We start from the raw sequence: 16,247 nt of genomic DNA on the forward strand, positions 1-16,247 counted from the left end.
ACCCGCGCCCGCAGGCCCCTGCGCTAAATGAAAAGCTCCGGGCCTACGCGCGCTGACCCTATGCAACCAGAGGCAGGGGTCACTTTTGGGAGCCGATAAGGGGTCCCGTTACCAAGCCGATTGACAGCGAGGATGGGACGTCGGGGATGCGCTGGCGGACATTAAATCTCAGTTTCAGATGCTAGAAGAAGAGTTCGTGGTTGCCTTCATCGGCCAGGAAATTGTCACGGACGAGTATGAAGAAGCTGGCAACAATAGACTCGAAGCAAAACGTTACCAGATGTTTCGGGACTTCGTCTGGGACATGCGGTCTTTCCTCGATACCATTCATCTGAACCGTCGACTAATTGCCGGCCGCGAAGAGGACATGGAGAGGTTGATCTCACGACACGAGTTAGGATTCTGAGATGGAACAAAGGCAAAGCATTTAAACACTACCTGTCTGCTATCAGGTGACGAAGGTTTTCTGCACGTCTTTACTCAACGTTCCGGCGATCCCCGCGGGGCTCAGTAAGCGAAAAGAGCAGTTTGCTCTATCGTCCAAGTCCGCCGCTGGGGTGGCGTATCGGTCAATACAGTGCCACGGCCCCTCATGCGCGGTCCCTGCTAACGTTCAACAAGACTGCCGAGAGCCGATGGCGCGGATCTCGGGGAAGGTGTATTGTCGCCATCTTCAAGCGAATAGGCTCGACGGTCGAATGGGAAGCGGTAATATCATTGGTGAGGAAGGGGCAGACGCGACACGGTCTGATAAAGAAGAGCCGCTATCTGCGAGTGTGTCAGAAATCTCGAAGAATGAAGAGGACGATGGCTCGTTTTCTCGGCGCATCGTTGGCCAAGGCCGACGCCGCGAAACCCTGAAACGTCGCAGTGTCACCAGCGAACGTTCGTAGGATTGCCTAATCGGGGCCAGCTTGAAACAACGTCGGTTCCATATTGTTGCCAACGATGATCCCGGTGCGGACGCGACCGTTCAAGGACAAGCGGATCGCGTCGAATCCTTCCCTGAAGTCATGCTCTTTGCAGCGATCGCTGCGACGTCCGTTGACCCGACGTATTCCTTTTCCAGAAGCTCTTCCGCGAGCTCGACCAGAAATGCCGACTGTTCGGAGAGGACCGTTTTGGCACGAGCAAACTGTTCTTCGAGAATCTGGGTGATCTCGTCTCGCAGGTCGGCCGGCAGGCGAGATGCCCGCCTGATATCCATGTGATGAGATTCTATTAAGAACCGGAGTCGCCGGCCCAGGCCATATGACGCGACCATGCGTGCCGCGATGGCTGACGCCGTGTCGAGGTCGCTTCCCGCTGAACCGCTGAAACCAGTCGATCTGGAACCCAGATGCAATTCTTCCGCCGCCGCTCCAGCCAGCGTTCGGCAGATGACATTCTCAAAGTCTGAGTTCGTTGGAAGCAGGTCATAGTCGTCGTCTTCATATCGGGTCCAGCCGGGCGCCAGATCTCGCGAACCCACGAGGCGGAGCTTCTTCCGGATCGACACGCTCACCCTGCAACCGGGAGAAAGGACTGACGCAACGATAGCATGCCCGGCTTCGTGAAAAGCGACGCGGCGAGCCTGGTGGGGAGAAAGAGCCTGCACCGGAGGTAAAGACTCGAGCAGATCGTCTATCCTGACCCCTCGGCCATTCATCCGGCCCCGACCTTTGGCCTCTCTTGCGAGCATGTCCAAGTCGGCGCCGCTCCAGCCTTCAAGATCGGCGGCAATGTCCATCAACTCTATTTCGATATTCTCCACTCCCAGGTGGAAGCGGAGGATTTCGGCCCGTTCGCTTGCGTTTGGGAGATCGATTCTGATGTGACGTTCTATCCGACCGCTACGGAGAAGGGCCGGATCGATTGCTTCCTTGAAGTTTGTGGCGCCAATGACCAGGATTTGGTCTCGACCCTTTGCGCCATCAATCTGCTCCAACAGAAAATTGACGACCTGGCGACTGTAGTCAATATGATCGCCGGAGAATTTCGACCTGTCGCCGATCGAGTCCAGCTCATCGATAAATATGATCGCTGGCTGCTTCGCTCGGGCCTTGTCGAATGTTTCGCTCATTGCTTTCAGGAGATCACCCAGATGGCCGGCCGCCTGCCACCGAGAAACCGACGCCGATATCAGCGGCAGGGCTGCCGACCTGGCGAAGGCCTGAGCGAACATGGTCTTACCGGTGCCCGGAGGACCGTAGAGGAGAATGCCGCGGGGCATGTTCGACCAGTCCATCTTTCCATGTCGGAAGCGGTCGAGATCTACGATGAATGCCTGGGCCCACTTTTTCACCGGGGAGTAACCAGGGAGCTCTTCCAGCCGAGGGCCGACACCTGCCGAATTCCCGGAGGAGGCCGACAGCAGACTTAGCGCTTCGGTATCGGAAAGACGGTGTTTGCACACGACCGGTACGAGCAATGGAAATTCCAGGTCCACGAGCAGCCGAGCGGTGTCGTCATTGATCGGCGTCCGCCGAAGCAACCGCCGAATTGCATGAATGTGCTCCACAGTAGGCTTTGGCATGTCCACAATCGCATCGGCAATCAAAGACATCCCTGGGGGGATATCTGACCGGCTGTGAACGAGAACGACTATGACGTCGTACCTGCCATGCTCATCCAGAATTGGATTGTCGACTTTGGACGTTTTCCGGAGTGGAGGCGTGAGAACATGCACAAGGACCTCCTGATGCCGGCGAAGCCTCGCCCGAACATCTAGCGATCCCGTCGCGACAAGTTCCGCTGCTTTTCGATGGCTTTCGCTGACGGAGGCACCCCCTGTGACGACGATCACGGTCGAGGGTAATCCTCGCATGAGCGCATGTTGCGAACGGAGTGATCGCCGGAGTGCCGCGTGAGCAAGAAAGAGACCCGGCGATCTGCGCATCATCAGCTTTGCTTTCGCCAGCTTGGTCAGCGCGCGGAGCGTCGCAGCCCTAGCTGTCATCTGTGGCTCCAAGCCGCGAGAGTATCCTTGGCCCAAGGGCTTGGTGTCCCGAGCCGGTACCAGCATGCCATTGAGCGGGCAAGATTTGCTTCCACTGACAGGAGCTCCAAAGGCGCGGTGAAGCTGAGCCATTCCGACGCCCACGGGTCTGGCTTGTTCGGATAATGGATGTAGCCGGTCAACATCGCGGCCGGATAGTTCTCGATCACCCATTGTTCTATGATTGGCGTTTCGAGAGGATCGATAACTGGCAGTCGGCGATCTTTGAGAATTCCGCGCAAGTCGGACGACAGCAGGTCGGAAGCCTCCACGCGGCGCCGGATCGCCCGTAGCGACGAATTACCTTCGGCTTCCCCAAATCTGAGAATCCTCATCTATTCATCCTCCAAAGGTCGAGCCCGCCGGCCCACCGCGTGATCTCGCATTTTGATTGAAAGTGCCCTGGCGGCACCATCGCCTACGGGATTTGTGTCCAATTGGTATGGCCATGAGCGCGGCGCCGCGATCGACCTGCTTGTGGAAGTTCGAGGCCGTTACGAGTCGATTCAGTTGAGAAATATGTTCCGCCATCTGTGAGTTCATGATTCGCCCAACTCCGCTATGCCGCTATCCATTTAAAGGATTCGCGACTCATTTGGCGACAAAATGACGCCAATGAGGACTCATTAAGCCGAATAATTGTTCGGCGTCAACATTTGTTGACAACATGTTTTGCTCAGGCTGTGGAAGCGTGCTTATGAGTCCTTATGCCGCGAGTGCCAGCCGTAATCATGAAAGCAGCCAGAGAGTTTCTGGGCCTCAGTCAGGAAGACGTCGAGGCTGTCTTCGGCATGTCTAGGAAGACTATTCAGCGGGTGGAGAAAGGCGTGGACGTGAGCGAGCATTACGTCGCAGCGTTGCAACGATTCTATGAGGATCAAGGCATCACTTTCGTGTCGCCCGCCGATGGGAACGGTTGGGGCATGTTCAACGCCAACACGAGCGACAACATGCAGTCGTTGAATAAGCTTGAGAACATTCCAGTGGCCAAGCGAAAAAGAGATCGCCGAACTAAGCTTTGATGCGGTGTGGCGAGCGACGAATGAATATTGACGTCGATCATGCGATATGGCCTAATGGAAATACGGTACAGGCAGGGATGCCGATGACCGTGAAGGGTTAGACTCATCAATGTCGTTTGCAGCCGTGGAACTTCTTATTCCGCGGTCATTTTTGTTTGCAGCGAACGGCTACATTCCCCCCGCGCCCCCGAAGACCGGGGGCTGTCTGCCCCCGGACCCCCGAGGATATTTCGCTGAAGGGTTAGGCTACAGGGCCGCTGATAAAGCCCATAGTCTCTCCATATAAAATATTGAAATATGGCATAAGCTCGCATTTCGATCTGCCGATCGCGCTTGCCCTGATGGCCGCCCTCGGCGCCATTCCCGCCGATGCGCTGTCGGATTATGTCGTCGTCGGCGAACTCAACCTCGACGGCACCATCGCCGCGATATCAGGCGCGCTGCCGGCTGCCATCGGCGCCAATGCGCTCGGCAAGGGGCTGATCTGCCCGGCCGAAAGCGGCGCCGAGGCCGCCTGGGCCGGCGCCGAGGTCAATATCCTCGCGCCGCGCAGCCTGATCGCCCTCGCCAATCATTTCCGCGGCACCCAGGTGCTGTCGCGGCCGGAGGCGTCGATCCGCGCCAATGCCGCCAACCTGCCGGATCTTGCCGAGATAAAGGGCCAGGAAAGCGCCAAGCGTGCCCTCGAAGTGGCGGCCGCCGGCGGCCATAATCTCTTGATGGTCGGCCCTCCCGGCTCCGGCAAGTCGATGCTGGCCGCACGGCTGCCGTCGATCCTGCCGCCGCTTTCGGCGGCCGAGCTGCTTGAAGTCTCGATGGTCCATTCGATCGCCGGCCAGCTTACCGGCGGCAAGCTTTCCGATCGCCGTCCCTTCCGCACCCCGCATCATTCCGCCACCATGGCGGCCCTCGTCGGCGGTGGCCTGCGCGCCCGTCCCGGCGAAGCCTCGCTTGCTCATCATGGCGTACTCTTCCTCGACGAATTTCCGGAGTTCACGCCGCAGGCGCTCGATGCGCTGCGCCAGCCGCTCGAAGGCGGCGAATGCGTTATTGCCCGCGCCAATCACCGCGTCTCCTATCCGGCGAAATTCCAGCTGATCGCCGCCATGAACCCCTGCCGCTGCGGCATGGCCGGCGAGCCCGGCCACAGCTGCGCCCGCGGCCCGCGCTGCATGAGCGATTACCAAGCCCGCATCTCCGGCCCGCTGATGGACCGCATCGATATCCGCATCGACGTACCCGCCGTCTCCGCCGCCGATCTCATCCGCCCGATGGCCGCCGAGGCCAGCGCCGACGTCGCCCGCCGCGTCGCCCGCGCCCGCGAACGGCAGCAAGAGCGCTTCGAGGCCGCCGGCGCCAAGGGCATCGGCACCAATGCCCGCTGCTCCACATCAATGATCGAGAAACTCGCCGAACCGGATGCCGCCGGCCTGCAGCTCTTGCGCGACGCCGCCGAAAAAATGAAATTCTCCGCCCGCGGCTACCACCGCGTCCTCAAGGTCGCCCGCACCCTGGCTGATCTCGACGGCAAACCGACCGTCGGCCGCCTGCATCTTGCCGAAGCGATTTCTTACCGGATCGCGGGGGAGAGGCTGACGGCGGCGGCGTAAGAAGAGTGGATTTTCTAACAAGTCTGAGGCCGGCTGGGCCGGCGCCGAGGGTAATATGCTCGCGCCAACCCCACAGCCTGATCGCCCTTGCCAATCATTTTCGCGGCATTCAGGTCCTGCCCCCTGACAGAATAACGCGTCCACGGTGGAAAAAAGTTCGCTGTTAGCGAATATTGTTCTTGTAATTGCGGCAGGGCGAGTCTACATCTCGTTTCAGATCACGAGCGGAAGAAGTCGTTATTTTCAGGCCATTCGCGAAAGCGAATGCCGTGGAGGGCCTTCGTGCCCTCTGATCTTACCCGGACGCCCGAGGAGACCCGAGAGGGGACGACGGCGGCGGGCGAAGCAGAAGCAACCCCGACGAGCGGGTTGCTTCTAGGTAGACGGTGCATGCTGCTGGTTCCGAGTCTGTTTGGCGACGACCCTTAGGGATGGTCCCGAGGGCAAACAGAAGGGAATCTCTATGTCTGTAGAAGAAAGTGATCGCCAGCGGCAGCGGTTAAGGAGTGGAACAAAGACGCGCTGGAAGCAGTTCGTCTCTTGGTGCTGGAAACAGCTGAAAAATCCGCAAATGTTGAAGGTGGTCGTCAGGCTGGCTTTGACCATATATCGCATATTGCGAGTATGCCACGATATCTTCGGACCGTCGTGATAAACCGTGAACCCAATATCTACAAGGAAGGGAACGTAATATGTTATCCGAAGCCTTGAGATTAATGAGGGTTTTCCATGACTTGAAGCAGGTTGAACTTGCGGAAAAGCTTGGTATTTCCAGATCGCATCTCTCAGAGATCGAGAGTGGAAGCAAGATACCTTCACTTGATATAATTGAGCGATACTCAAAGACCTTCGGAATCCCGGTGTCTTCGATAATGTTCTTTTCCGAGAACATCGAGAATGCCGGAAAGGGCGAGAGGGCGAAAGCTTTTGTTGCGTCGAAGGTCATCAGTTTCTTACGGTTGATCGAGCAGAAATCATCGTCGAATGCCGCGTAAGTCATTCCGTTTCCATAAGATCGAAGATAGCGCTCTTTTCAATGTGAGCACACGTAAGAAGCTCGCAAACGTTTTGATGTGTTCGCTACCGCTTCTGAAGGCCGTCGAGGGTCTGGATGTTCGCTATAAGAAACGTTGGAAGCGAAAAGACAGCGACACCGCGCCTTGGCTGACACAACCCCCGCCACCTGACCAAGCAACCCAGTACCGTCCTATCGATATTCCAGTCGATCAGTTGAAAAAGTTGCAAGCACGGATCGCAGACCTGCTTTCCCGCATCGAAACTCCCCCTTTTCTTTGTAGCCCTGTTAAAGGCGTCTCTTATGTGGATAACGCAGGAAGACACGTTAACAATCGCGCCTTCTGGCTCCTCGATATTGCTGACTACTTTCCGAGCTGCAGCGCCGATCGAGTAGCCTGGTTTTTCGGAACGATCATGAAGTGTGCGCCTGATGTTACGGCGGTGCTGGTGTCGTTGACTACCGATATGAATAGGTTGCCCCAAGGATCACCCTGCAGTCCGATCCTTGCTTATTACTCGAACATGAAAATGTGGCACGACGTGGCGACCTTGGTTGCAGGGGCTGGGTGCATCCTCAGTGTATATGCGGATGACATCACTATTTCAGGAAAAACTGTGCCGGGCTCCCTCATTTGGCAAGTGAAGCAGGTTATTTTTAGGAACGGCTTTAAGCTTAAACACGAAAAAGAACTGAGCCTTATGGCCTCCCCTGCCGACATAACCGGCGTAATCGTTAGAGACGGAAAGCTCAAACTACCAAATCGGCAGCATAAGAAGATTGTTGACCTGTCAAAACAGCAGAAGATAGCAACCGATACGAAACTGCTGGCCAAGATAGAGAGTCAGATACGTGGGCGTCTCGCTCAGCGTAGGCAAATTGAAGAAGCCATCTAGGCCAACGTGGTTGCTTCCCAGGATCAGTTCCGGCCTCAGTCATCGCCAATTGCTGAGTCCGATTCTCCGTCCGCAGGAGCATGCCCCTGCGGACGGTTGCCGCAACGGCCCCGACGGCGTCCATAGGCGTTGTTGTTTGCACTCGGGCGTCCGAACTTCTGGACATGATCCAATCGGACAGTTCGGAAAGTCCCATGCCTCTTGACCTTGTCCCTTCCAATTGTAAGTTCGCTCCTGTCGATCACGTTAGCAATAGCAAGGGGCGCCGCAGCGCCCCAATATTTTCCCGAGAATTAGGAATGGGAAAGCGGAGCTGAAGCTCTACGTCAGCTCCCGAGCCCCTCAAACAGCGCCGTGGACAGATAACGCTCCGCAAAGGACGGAATGATCACCACGATATTTTTACCCGCATTCTCCGGACGGCTGCCGACCTTGATCGCCGCGGCTAGCGCCGCACCCGAGGAGATGCCGACCGGCACGCCTTCGAGCCTGGCGACCAGGCGCGCCTGTTCGAAAGCCTCGTCATTGGTGACGGTGACGACCTCGTCGTAGATGCCGGTATCGAGGATCTTCGGGGCGAAGCCGGCGCCGATGCCTTGGATTTTGTGCGGACCGGGATTGCCGCCGGAGAGGATCGGGGAATCGGCGGGCTCGACGGCGATGATCTGGATCTCGGGCTTGTGGCTTTTCAGCACCTGGCCGACGCCGGTGATCGTGCCGCCGGTGCCGATGCCGGAGACGAGGATGTCGACCGTGCCCTCGGTGTCGTTCCAGATTTCCTCGGCGGTCGTCTTGCGGTGGATTTCGGGATTGGCCGGGTTTTCGAACTGCTGCGGAATGATGGCGTCGGGAAGCGACGCCGCCAGCTCCTCCGCCTTGGCGATCGCGCCCTTCATGCCCTTCGGTCCCTCGGTCAGCACCAGCTCGGCGCCGAGCAGCGCCAGCATCTTGCGGCGCTCGACCGACATAGTTTCCGGCATGGTGAGGATCAGCCGGTAACCCTTGGCGGCGGCGGCAAAGGCGAGCGCGATACCGGTGTTGCCGGAGGTCGGCTCGATCAGCACCGTCTTGCCAGGGGTGATCTTGCCCTGCGCTTCCAGGCTTTCGATCATCGCCACGCCGATGCGGTCCTTGACGGAGGCGATCGGGTTGAAGAATTCGAGCTTGCCGATCAGGTTGGCCACCACGCCCTTTTCCCGCGCCAGCTTGTCGAAGCGCACGAGCGGCGTGTTGCCGATGGTCTCGGTGATCGAGGAATAGATGCGGCCGCGGCCGGGCTTATGCGACATGAGTGCCTCCCTTTGAAATCCTACGTCTGAAATTGAGGAGGAGAATAGGGTCAAAGGGCTGAAGAGACCAGACCGCGTTCATGTCGGGAGGGCGGGCGTCGGAGAAAAAAAGCTTTGAAAACCGTTTCTTGCCGGATGTTTATTTCAGGCCGCCCGTGTGGCGATGAAGGCCGCCGTGCCGGCCAGGATGCCTGAAGCAACCCGGTTCAGCGCCTGCAGGGCGCGCGGCTTTTTCAGCATCGTGCGGGCCCGCGAGGCCAGCAGCATATAGGGCACGAGCACGACGATCAGCACCACGAAGGTCACCGCAAGCAGCATCGCATAGTCGCGCAAGCTTATATGGCCGATATCGATCAGCGTTGGCGCCAGCGCGACATAGAACAGCATCGTCTTCGGATTGCCGAGCGTCACCAGCAGGCCGGAAAGGAAGGACAGGCCGATATTGCTGGATTTCTTCGCCGCGATATCCTGCGGCACCAGTCCCGCCGTCCACAATTTCCAGGCGATATAGCCGAGATAGAGCGCGCCGGCGATCTTGATGACGATGAACACCTCGGTGAAGGTCTGCGCCACAAAGGCAAGGCCGAGAATGACCGCGGTGAGATAAGTCATGTCGCCGAGCACCAGGCCGAGGCCCATGAAGAAGGTCTCGCGGAAATTCGAGCCGAGCGCGCGGGCGACGATCGCGGTAATCCCGGGTCCGGGAATGGCCGCGGCGATGAACAGCGCTCCGGCATAGGCGATCAGGGCGGTAAGGCTCATCTTTGATATCCACTGGATTGCGCGATCTCTCTATAGGCGCGCGTTGCGGCTTCATCAATGCTTCGGTGCTGATCGGTCCATAACCATAAGGAATAGGTCTGCTGAACCTCGGTCCACTTGGAAAGCGGTCGGGCCTTGCTAGTTCTCTCTCTGCACGCGCGCCGTCAGTGTCTTCTGCGCTCGAAAAGGTCGGCGGCGTCGAGATTTTGATCACCAAGGAGAGAATGAATGTCCCCGACCCCAGCCGAAACCCGCAGACTTTCGCCGCTGAAGACGCCGTCCACTCTGCCGACCAACGCCGTCACCGACATTTCGGCGGCGCTGACCGCGCTGCTCGCCGATGTCTTCGCGCTTTATCTGAAAACCAAGAACTTCCACTGGCACATGTCCGGCCCGCATTTCCGCGACTACCACCTGCTGCTCGACGAACAGGCCGAGCAGATCTTCGCCATGACCGACGACATTGCCGAGCGCGCCCGCAAGATCGGCGGCGTGACGCTGCGCTCCATCGGCCAGATCGCCCGCCAGCAGCGAATTTCCGACAATGACGCGGATTTCGTCACGGCCGAGGACATGCTGTCGGAACTGCGTGAGGACAATGGCCAACTCGTTTCGCTGCTGCGCGAGGTGCACGATCTCTGCGATGAGCACAATGATGTCGCGACCGCCAGCCTGATCGAGAACTGGATCGACGAGTCCGAGCGCCGCACCTGGTTCCTGTTCGAAACGACCCGGCGGCAGAAATAATATCGGCAGTCGGGCGTGGCGTCATCTGTGCGGCGCGCCCGGCTCTCAGCTCTGCAGCGCCCTCGGCCGCAGCCATCTCGGGCTCCAGCCGAGGTTCATGCCGGCGGCGGCAATGAGGATGATTGCGGCGCCCGCGATCTGCATCGGCTGCAGCGCGTGGCCGAAGGCCAGCCGGTCGACGAGGATTGCCGCGATCGGATAGAGGAAGGACAGGGCCCCCGTCAGATGTGTCGGCAGCCTCTGGATAGCGCCATAGAGCAGCACATACATCAGCCCGGTATGGACGACGCCGACGGTCACCAGGATCGCCCATGTCCCGAGATCCGCGGGCGGATGCGAAAAGTCGGTCATCGGCGCCAGCATCAGCATGCCGGTCGCGACCTGGATCAGCGCGATCAGATGCGGCGGCGTGCCTTTCAGCCATTTCGCGGCAAGTGCTGCCAGCGCGTAGAAGAAGGCCGCGCCCAGCGCCATGAGGATGCCGAGGCCGTAGCCGTCGACCGTATTGCCGCTCCCACCCGGTTTCGCCTGGACGATCGCCACCATGCCGGCGAAGGAAAGCATCAGCCAGAACAGCTTGGTGGCGGTTATCTTTTCGCCGAGAAACAGGGCGCCGAGCATCAGCAGCATGAAGGGCTGGGTGTTGTAGACGGTCGTGGCGATCGAGATCGTCGCATGCGAATAGGAGGCAAACAGCAGCAGCCAGTTCAAGACGATGGCGATGCCGCCGAAGATGGCGATGCCGAAGGCGCGCAACGTCAGGATACCAGGCCGAAGCAGCCCGAGCGCGCCGCAGATGACGAGTAGAGTCAGCGCGCCGAACAGGCAGCGCCAGAACACCACGCCGCTGACCGGCTGGCCCGACATGACGACGAACCAGCCGATCGTCCCCGAGATCAGCATCGCTGCCGTCATCTCCGCCGTGCCTCTTCTAATGTCGCCGCTCATGATCGCCTCCGTTTTCGATGGCATCATGATATTGCGGCGGTGCGCGATTTTATATAAGGTTGAAAAGGATGGTGAACGGCATAGCCTAATAATATGAGGAAAGATTGACGACATGCCTAACGATGTGCAATCGCTAGACGAAACCGATCAGGCCATTCTCGAAGCATTGGCCGGCAACGCCCGCATCTCGCTGAAGGAGCTGGCGCAGCAGGTGGGCCTTTCCTCGCCAAGTGCGGCCGAGCGCCTGCGGCGGCTGGAGGAGCGCGGCGTCATCAAGGCCTTCACCATCGATCTCGATCCTGCCGCCGTTGGCTACCCCCTGCAGGCGATCGTCCGTGTGCGGCCGCTGCCGGGACAGTTGCACATCGTCGAACGGCTCATTCAGGAGATTCCCGAAATCGTCGAATGCGACAAGGTCACCGGCGAGGATTGTTTCATCGCCCGCCTGGTCATCCGCTCGATGGCGGAGCTCGACGGTCTCCTCGACCGGGTCGCCGAACGGGCGGAAACCAACACCGCGATGATCAAAGCCTCGCCCGTCAAGCGCCGCCTGCCGCCGCTGTCACGGAAAAAGTAAGGCGGCGAACTTTTAGAAGTCCGCCATCGGAGACAGCATTGCCGGAAAGTGCGGGGCCTCATCGCCGAGCCCGCGCAGCATCAATACCGTGCCGCTTTTCGCCGGCTGCGGAGCACCCGCCCAGTCGAGCTTGTCGGGACGGAAAAACACCTCGATGGCGGCGGAGGCGATGTCGAGCCCGCCGAGGATGACTGCAAGCGTCGGGATCTCGACCGCCACGACATCGAGAAGGCTGAAGCGACCCGCCGCATCCATCTTCCAGGCGATCACCGCTTGCAGGTCTTCGATGAAGCTGACGCGGACATCGGGATCGAGCTGCGTGTTGATGAGAAACATCGCCGCATTGACGGTGACCGAGAGCGAGGTCGAAACCGGGCTCCGCGCGTTCAGCAGCGATTGCAGCAGGGCAAGATCATCCGCATCGGTCGGCGCAAGTTGCCGGGCAGGTCCTGAAAAAATCGATGGGTCTGGTGCCGCTCCCTGATATCGATGCTGTGGTATCGCGCGGAAACCATAGGGCTCATAGAGCGACGGCTTGTCGGTATAGAGGATGACGGCTTCAAAGCCCTGCCGGTCGCACCAGTCGAGCGCCTTCACCGTCAAATCGCGATAGAGCCCGCGTCGGCGCCATGCCGGCCGCACGGCGCCCGATTGCAGCCCGGCGGCATGGACGACCCTGCCATTGAGAACGAAAGGCAGCGCAAAGGCCGAGATATTGGCGGCAAGCCCGCCCTCGGCATCGAACCAGCCGAACGGCATGCTTGTGGGGTCGGGGCCGCCGAGCTGCTGCAACGGGCCGATATCGATGCCGAAAATATCCCGGAGCAGGCGCACCAACGCCGCCCAGCCGGCCGGGTCGCCGAAATAATCCTGCCGGAAGAATAGGCCCGCGCTGTCGGGGCGCTTTGTCATCACACGCCGGTGGAACCGAAGCCACCGGCGCCGCGCGTCGTCTCGCTTGCGGCGGCACTTTCGGCCACCCGCACCTGGGTCACCGGCGCAATCACCATCTGGGCGATGCGCATACCTCGTTCGATGATGAAGGCTTCCTCGCCGAGATTGACAAGCAGCACCTTCACCTCGCCGCGATAGTCGCTGTCGACGGTTCCGGGCGAATTCAGGCAGGTGATGCCGTGTTTGAAGGCAAGGCCGGAGCGCGGCCGCACCTGGCCCTCGAAACCTTCGGGGATCTCGAAGATGAAGCCGGTCGGCACCAGCGCCCTTTTGCCAGGCTGAAGCGTCAGCGGCGCTGCCTCGTCGACGGCGGCGCGCAGGTCCATGCCGGCGGCGCCCTTGCTTTCATAGGCGGGCAGGTCGAGGCCTTCGCCATTGGCCAGGCGGATGAGATTCAGCGTCGGTCTCACATCATGATGAATGGTCATGGCCCATTACTTTGCGCCCTGAGCGCCGAGGTCAATTGCAATGCCAGGCTTTAATCGCTAGATACGCGGCAATTCCACAGGATTCACAAGCATGGCCGAAAGTCTCGCCGAGGCGGTCTCCCGCCGCCGCACATTCGCTATTATCGCTCACCCGGACGCGGGCAAGACGACGCTCACCGAAAAGCTGCTGCTGTTCGGCGGCGCCATTCAGCTTGCCGGCGAAGTCAAGGCGAAGAAGGATCGCATGCAGACGCGCTCCGACTGGATGAAGATCGAGCGCGAACGCGGCATCTCCGTCGTCACCTCGGTGATGACCTTCGAATATAACGACAATGTCTTTAACATCCTCGACACGCCTGGTCACGAGGATTTCGCCGACGACACCTATCGCACGCTGACCGCCGTCGACGCCGCCGTCATGGTCATCGACGCCGCCAAGGGCATCGAGCCGCGCACCCTGAAGCTTTTCGAAGTCTGCCGCATGCGCGATATCCCGATCATCACCTTCATCAACAAGATGGACCGCGAAAGCCGCGATCCCTTCGAGATCCTCGACGAGGTGGAAGAGAAGCTGGCGCTGGATACGGCGCCGATCACCTGGCCGATCGGCCGCTCGAAAACCTTCTGCGGCTCCTACAATATTGCCGCCAACACGGTGCGCGGCTCGGATACCGAAATCGAGGGAACGCCGGTCAACGGTCCGCAGGCTGTTGCCGATCGGCTGCCGGAAAACGAGCGTCGGGCTTTCGTCGAGGAGACGGAACTGGCGATCGAGGCCTGCCGGCCCTTCGACCGCGAATCCTTCCTGGAAGGCCATATGACCCCGGTCTTCTTCGGCTCGGCGCTGCGCAATTTCGGCGTTCGCGATCTGATCAACGCGCTCGGCGAATTTGCGCCGCCGCCGCGCGACCAGGTCGCCGACACCCGGACCGTGCATGCGACCGACGACAAGATGACGGCCTTCGTCTTCAAGATCCAGGCCAACATGGACCCCAACCATCGTGACCGCATCGCCTTTGCCCGCATCTGCTCCGGCAAGCTCGAGCGCGGCATGAAGGCAAGGCTTGCCCGCACCGGCAAGCAGCTCGGTCTGACGGCGCCGCAATTCTTCTTCGCTTCGCAGCGCCAGCTCGCCGACACTGCCTATGCCGGCGATGTCGTCGGCATTCCCAACCACGGGACGCTGCGCATCGGCGATACGCTGACCGAAGGCGAAGCCCTCGTCTTCCAGGGCGTGCCGAACTTCTCGCCCGAGATCCTGCGCCGTGTGCGGCTGGAAGATGCGATGAAGGCGAAGAAGCTGAAAGAAGCGCTGCAGCAGATGGCCGAAGAAGGCGTCGTCCAGCTGTTCTCGCCGGAAGACGGCTCGCCGGCAATCGTCGGCGTCGTCGGCGCCCTGCAGCTCGACGTCCTGAAGGAACGGCTGATGGCCGAATACGGCCTGCCGGTCTCCTTCGAAATGTCGCGTTTCTCCGTCTGCCGCTGGATCTCGGCCGATCAGCCGGCCGATCTGGAAAAATTCCTCACCGTCAAACGCGGCGATATCGCCCGCGATCTCGACGGCGATCCGGTCTTCCTCGCCCAGGACGGTTTTTCGCTGCGCTACGAATCCGAACGCCATCCGGCGATCAAGATGGTCGCCATCAAGGAATATCACGCCGCCAAGGCGGCGTGATCGGTCGCCGCTATTTTTCCCGCAGCGCCCGGCGGAAATTCTGGGTGATCGGCTCGGCCAGATAGGAAAGCACGGTGCGGGCGCCTGTCCGGATCATCGTTTCGCTCGACATGCCGAGCAGAAGCTTGCGGCCTTCCAGCTTGGTGAGTTCGCTCTTGTCGATCAGCACGGTCGCCGCGAAATAGGGCGCCCCGCTGCGCTCCTCCACCATCCGGTCGGCCGACACGATCTCAACGACGCCGTCGAGCGGCGGCAGGTTGTAGCGGGCAAATGCCGGGAAACTGACGCGTGCGCGTTGTCCGGGCGCGATCGTCTCGACATCTTCAGGCCGGACCATGGCCTCGACCACGAGCTGCTGGCCGAGCGGCACGACCGTCATCAGTGTCTCGCCGGGTTTGATGACGCCGCCTGTTGTGTGGACCTTCAGGTCCATGACGATGCCATCGACGGGCGCGACGACATTGGTGCGGGCAAGCACGTCCTTGGCGGACCGCTCCTCCTGTCTAAGGTCGAACAGCTCAGCTTCGACCTTACTCAACTCTTCCACAGCCTCGTTTAGCCGCAAGGTGCTGAGATTGAGGATTTGCATGTCGATCTCGGCCATGGCGCTCTTGGCGCGGGCAATGGCCGCGACATTGGTCGCGCGTTCCCCCTCGACCTCCCGTTGTTGCCGTCTTAGCAGCAGGCCGCGCTCGCGGGTGACCAGCCCGCGTTTGAGGAGGCTTTCAAGATCCTTGGTTTCACCCTCGAACCCCTCGATCTGCTTGTCCTCGGTGATGATCAGCTCCTCCAGTCCCGTGATCTCTTCCTGGGTCTGACGACGGCGCTGGCTGAGAATTTCACGCTCGTCCTGCAGATTGTGGTGCTTCGCCGCGAAGACATCGCGCTGGGCGGCCACCGCGTCCTTTGCCGAGCGGGTGGGGTTTGCGAGCAGCGCCGGGTCGAATTCGATCTCGGTCTTGTCGTCGCGCTCGGCCCGCAGACGAGCGGCCAGCGTCTCACGCGTTGCGATCCGGTTCTGGACCAGATCGAGCCTCGCCTTTGCCTGTGTGGCGTCGAGTTGGATGAGGACAGTACCCGCCTTGACGATATCGCCATTGGCGGCGTTCAGACCGGCGATGATGCCGCCCTCCAGGTGCTGGATGAGCTTGCGGTCGCCGGCAACCTTGATGACCCCGGGGGCCACTGCGGCGCTGTCCAGCGGCGCCAGCGTCGCCCAGCCCCCGGCCATGCCGAAGAACAGGAATATGATCGCGAAGCCGGTGATCGTCACGCCGGTCAGGCGCAGGGGGACCGGAGCGGTGGGCGGTGAAACCGGTAACGGAACGACCTTCATATCCTTCATGT

At 60.1% G+C, this 16,247-nt stretch carries 16 protein-coding genes; 8 read left to right on the top strand and 8 right to left on the bottom strand.

The genetic code is table 11. The features are described 5' to 3' along the window. Positions 1-196: 196 nt before the first annotated feature. On the top strand, positions 197-406 hold the full coding sequence (locus K6N12_RS19520; RefSeq protein WP_222148942.1) for a hypothetical protein: 210 nt from the start codon (positions 197-199) through the stop codon (positions 404-406). Positions 407-973: 567 nt separating this feature from the next. Here K6N12_RS19520 and K6N12_RS19525 read toward each other — a convergent pair. Next, entirely contained in the window at positions 974-2,938 is a 1,965-nt protein-coding gene (locus tag K6N12_RS19525) for an AAA family ATPase (protein ID WP_222148943.1), read from the bottom strand. After that, entirely contained in the window at positions 2,935-3,312 is a 378-nt protein-coding gene (locus K6N12_RS19530) for a hypothetical protein (RefSeq protein ID WP_165447401.1), read from the bottom strand. Before K6N12_RS19530 ends, K6N12_RS19525 begins: the two co-directional genes overlap by 4 nt. Before the next feature lie 396 nt (positions 3,313-3,708). Here K6N12_RS19530 and K6N12_RS19535 point away from each other — a divergent pair, with 396 nt between their 5' ends. The 4 genes from K6N12_RS19535 to K6N12_RS19550 all read left to right on the top strand — a co-directional run bounded on the left by K6N12_RS19535 (position 3,709) and on the right by K6N12_RS19550 (position 7,520). After that, the gene (locus K6N12_RS19535; protein ID WP_245277343.1) at positions 3,709-3,999 is read left to right on the top strand and encodes a helix-turn-helix domain-containing protein; all 291 of its coding nucleotides are present in this window, start codon (positions 3,709-3,711) and stop codon (positions 3,997-3,999) included. 257 nt (positions 4,000-4,256) lie between these two features. Further along, a complete protein-coding gene (locus K6N12_RS19540) occupies positions 4,257-5,609 on the top strand; it encodes a YifB family Mg chelatase-like AAA ATPase (protein WP_425517723.1) in 1,353 nt (450 codons plus the stop codon). Positions 5,610-6,325: 716 nt separating this feature from the next. Further along, positions 6,326-6,604 carry a helix-turn-helix transcriptional regulator gene (locus K6N12_RS35010; RefSeq protein WP_425517724.1) on the top strand — a complete coding sequence of 93 codons (279 nt, stop codon included), beginning with the start codon at positions 6,326-6,328 and terminating at the stop codon, positions 6,602-6,604. Further along, positions 6,594-7,520, top strand: coding sequence for a reverse transcriptase family protein (locus K6N12_RS19550; protein ID WP_097624607.1), 927 nt, complete (start codon positions 6,594-6,596; stop codon positions 7,518-7,520). The genes K6N12_RS35010 and K6N12_RS19550 overlap by 11 nt, the downstream gene beginning before the upstream one ends. A 326-nt stretch (positions 7,521-7,846) precedes the next feature. On the opposite strand, the gene cysK is transcribed toward K6N12_RS19550, so the two are convergent. After that, positions 7,847-8,809, bottom strand: a complete 963-nt coding sequence (gene cysK / locus K6N12_RS19555; protein WP_097624608.1) for a cysteine synthase A — start codon at positions 8,807-8,809, stop codon at positions 7,847-7,849. A gap of 144 nt (positions 8,810-8,953) precedes the next feature. Beyond that, positions 8,954-9,571 (bottom strand): LysE family translocator, encoded by a 618-nt coding sequence (locus K6N12_RS19560; RefSeq protein WP_097624609.1) that lies wholly within the window; start codon positions 9,569-9,571, stop codon positions 8,954-8,956. Positions 9,572-9,799: 228 nt separating this feature from the next. On the opposite strand from K6N12_RS19560, the gene K6N12_RS19565 reads away from it, so the two are divergent. Further along, the gene (locus K6N12_RS19565; protein WP_097624610.1) at positions 9,800-10,318 is read left to right on the top strand and encodes a Dps family protein; all 519 of its coding nucleotides are present in this window, start codon (positions 9,800-9,802) and stop codon (positions 10,316-10,318) included. A gap of 45 nt (positions 10,319-10,363) precedes the next feature. On the opposite strand, the gene K6N12_RS19570 is transcribed toward K6N12_RS19565, so the two are convergent. Then, positions 10,364-11,266, bottom strand: coding sequence for a DMT family transporter (locus K6N12_RS19570; protein ID WP_097624611.1), 903 nt, complete (start codon positions 11,264-11,266; stop codon positions 10,364-10,366). A 112-nt stretch (positions 11,267-11,378) separates the two neighbouring features. Here K6N12_RS19570 and K6N12_RS19575 point away from each other — a divergent pair, with 112 nt between their 5' ends. Further along, the gene (locus K6N12_RS19575; protein WP_003583755.1) at positions 11,379-11,843 is read left to right on the top strand and encodes an Lrp/AsnC family transcriptional regulator; all 465 of its coding nucleotides are present in this window, start codon (positions 11,379-11,381) and stop codon (positions 11,841-11,843) included. 12 nt (positions 11,844-11,855) lie between these two features. On the opposite strand, the gene K6N12_RS19580 is transcribed toward K6N12_RS19575, so the two are convergent. Both K6N12_RS19580 and dut read right to left on the bottom strand, forming a co-directional pair. Then, a complete protein-coding gene (locus K6N12_RS19580) occupies positions 11,856-12,755 on the bottom strand; it encodes a GNAT family N-acetyltransferase (protein WP_097624612.1) in 900 nt (299 codons plus the stop codon). Further along, positions 12,755-13,225 carry a dUTP diphosphatase gene (gene dut / locus K6N12_RS19585; protein ID WP_097624613.1) on the bottom strand — a complete coding sequence of 157 codons (471 nt, stop codon included), beginning with the start codon at positions 13,223-13,225 and terminating at the stop codon, positions 12,755-12,757. The genes K6N12_RS19580 and dut overlap by 1 nt, the downstream gene beginning before the upstream one ends. A gap of 91 nt (positions 13,226-13,316) precedes the next feature. On the opposite strand from dut, the gene K6N12_RS19590 reads away from it, so the two are divergent. Continuing rightward, the gene (locus K6N12_RS19590) at positions 13,317-14,900 is read left to right on the top strand and encodes a peptide chain release factor 3 (RefSeq protein ID WP_097624614.1); all 1,584 of its coding nucleotides are present in this window, start codon (positions 13,317-13,319) and stop codon (positions 14,898-14,900) included. A 10-nt stretch (positions 14,901-14,910) separates the two neighbouring features. Here the strand turns inward: K6N12_RS19590 and K6N12_RS19595 are convergent, their stop codons facing one another. Beyond that, positions 14,911-16,245 (bottom strand): HlyD family type I secretion periplasmic adaptor subunit, encoded by a 1,335-nt coding sequence (locus K6N12_RS19595; protein WP_222148944.1) that lies wholly within the window; start codon positions 16,243-16,245, stop codon positions 14,911-14,913. Positions 16,246-16,247 lie beyond the last annotated feature (2 nt).

It is taken from the genome of Rhizobium redzepovicii (assembly GCF_019793435.1).
GTDB classification, from domain to species: Bacteria; Pseudomonadota; Alphaproteobacteria; order Rhizobiales; family Rhizobiaceae; genus Rhizobium; species Rhizobium redzepovicii.

Bases quoted from the DNA above. Each gene is read 5' to 3' on its own strand.
- cysK (WP_097624608.1), bottom strand. From the start codon at position 8,809: ATGTCGCATAAGCCCGGCCGCGGCCGCATCTATTCCTCGATCACCGAG.
- K6N12_RS19590 (WP_097624614.1), top strand. From the start codon at position 13,317: ATGGCCGAAAGTCTCGCCGAGGCGGTCTCCCGCCGCCGCACATTCGCT.
- K6N12_RS19525 (WP_222148943.1), bottom strand. From the start codon at position 2,938: ATGACAGCTAGGGCTGCGACGCTCCGCGCGCTGACCAAGCTGGCGAAA.
- K6N12_RS35010 (WP_425517724.1), top strand. From the start codon at position 6,326: ATGAGGGTTTTCCATGACTTGAAGCAGGTTGAACTTGCGGAAAAGCTT.
- K6N12_RS19530 (WP_165447401.1), bottom strand. From the start codon at position 3,312: ATGAGGATTCTCAGATTTGGGGAAGCCGAAGGTAATTCGTCGCTACGG.
- K6N12_RS19550 (WP_097624607.1), top strand. From the start codon at position 6,594: ATGCCGCGTAAGTCATTCCGTTTCCATAAGATCGAAGATAGCGCTCTT.
- K6N12_RS19570 (WP_097624611.1), bottom strand. From the start codon at position 11,266: ATGAGCGGCGACATTAGAAGAGGCACGGCGGAGATGACGGCAGCGATG.
- K6N12_RS19565 (WP_097624610.1), top strand. From the start codon at position 9,800: ATGTCCCCGACCCCAGCCGAAACCCGCAGACTTTCGCCGCTGAAGACG.
- K6N12_RS19535 (WP_245277343.1), top strand. From the start codon at position 3,709: ATGAAAGCAGCCAGAGAGTTTCTGGGCCTCAGTCAGGAAGACGTCGAG.
- K6N12_RS19560 (WP_097624609.1), bottom strand. From the start codon at position 9,571: ATGAGCCTTACCGCCCTGATCGCCTATGCCGGAGCGCTGTTCATCGCC.
- dut (WP_097624613.1), bottom strand. From the start codon at position 13,225: ATGACCATTCATCATGATGTGAGACCGACGCTGAATCTCATCCGCCTG.
- K6N12_RS19595 (WP_222148944.1), bottom strand. From the start codon at position 16,245: ATGAAGGATATGAAGGTCGTTCCGTTACCGGTTTCACCGCCCACCGCT.
- K6N12_RS19580 (WP_097624612.1), bottom strand. From the start codon at position 12,755: ATGACAAAGCGCCCCGACAGCGCGGGCCTATTCTTCCGGCAGGATTAT.
- K6N12_RS19575 (WP_003583755.1), top strand. From the start codon at position 11,379: ATGCCTAACGATGTGCAATCGCTAGACGAAACCGATCAGGCCATTCTC.